The sequence below is a fragment of the Candidatus Glassbacteria bacterium genome, assembly GCA_019456185.1.
Lineage (GTDB): Bacteria > Gemmatimonadota > Glassbacteria > GWA2-58-10 > GWA2-58-10 > JAJRTS01.
On sequence record VRUH01000174.1, the window covers coordinates 1 to 987 of the forward strand.

General features: G+C 59.5%; 1 protein-coding gene. It reads left to right on the forward strand.

All coding sequences use genetic code 11. From position 1 onward, the window contains the following. Positions 1-282 precede the first annotated feature (282 nt). Positions 283-984 carry a hypothetical protein gene (locus FVQ81_18725; GenBank protein MBW7998565.1) on the forward strand — a complete coding sequence of 234 codons (702 nt, stop codon included), beginning with the start codon at positions 283-285 and terminating at the stop codon, positions 982-984. The last annotated feature ends 3 nt before the right edge of the window (positions 985-987 follow it).

Consider the following 987-nt stretch of genomic DNA (forward strand, 5'->3'; position numbering starts at 1 on the left):
GCAGTTATCCGCGTTTATCTGTGTTCATCGGCGGTTCCCCATGCCGTTGCAGTTCGCGGTTCAAATCCGCGTAATCTGCGCAATCTGCGGATTCCTTTGCTGTTGTAGTCAAAATCAGTGTTCATCAGTTTTTATCAGTGGCTTGATTTTGCAGTGGTATTTGCTTTTCCATTTCCCTTCTTTCCGATCTTTTCCATGGACATTTCATTAATTATATGATAGGGTTATGGAAACCGGGATTCTTTGGAGTCCCTCTTTTTTTGTCTCTAGCAAGGTGTACATATGGCTACCAAAAAACAAATCGCGGCCAACCGGCGTAACGCCAGGAAATCCACCGGACCCCGCACGGAAGAAGGCAAGGAGCGCTCGTCGCAGAATGCGGTAAAGCACGGACTGACCTCGCGGCGGGCGGTGCTGGCGGACGAGGACCCCAAGCAGTTCCTGGAATTCCGCATCGAGGTTCACGAGGACCTGGGGCCCATGGGAGGCGTGGAAACCACCCTGGCCAACCGCATCGCGGCGCAGATGTGGCGGCTGGCGCGCGTCCCGGCCATCGAGGCGGAGATGATGGACGCCCTGCGCACCCATCCCGAAGAGGGAGGCGGCCTTGCGGCGGCATGGGATGAGGACGAGTCCACCTACGGGGGCAGCCTGGCGCGGCTGTCGCGCTACGAGGTGGCCCTGGAACGGAGCCTGACGCGGATGCTGAAGGAGTTTCATAGGTTGCAGGATCGCCGTCTGAAACGCGACGCGGCGGAAATGGCGCAGTACGAGCACGAGTCGGACCGCTATGTGCCGGGCGGAATGGAAGCCCTGGACCGCAATCCGGACGGCAGCTACCCGAAACCCCAGAGGCCCGGGGGGCAGGGCGGGGCGGGAGGTGGCGGAAGAGCGGAAGCGGGATTACGAAACGAACCCGATTCGGGCGGGGAAAGCGTAGGAATTCACGCCTTCCGGGGAATTCCCGGGGACGACGGAACCTGAAAT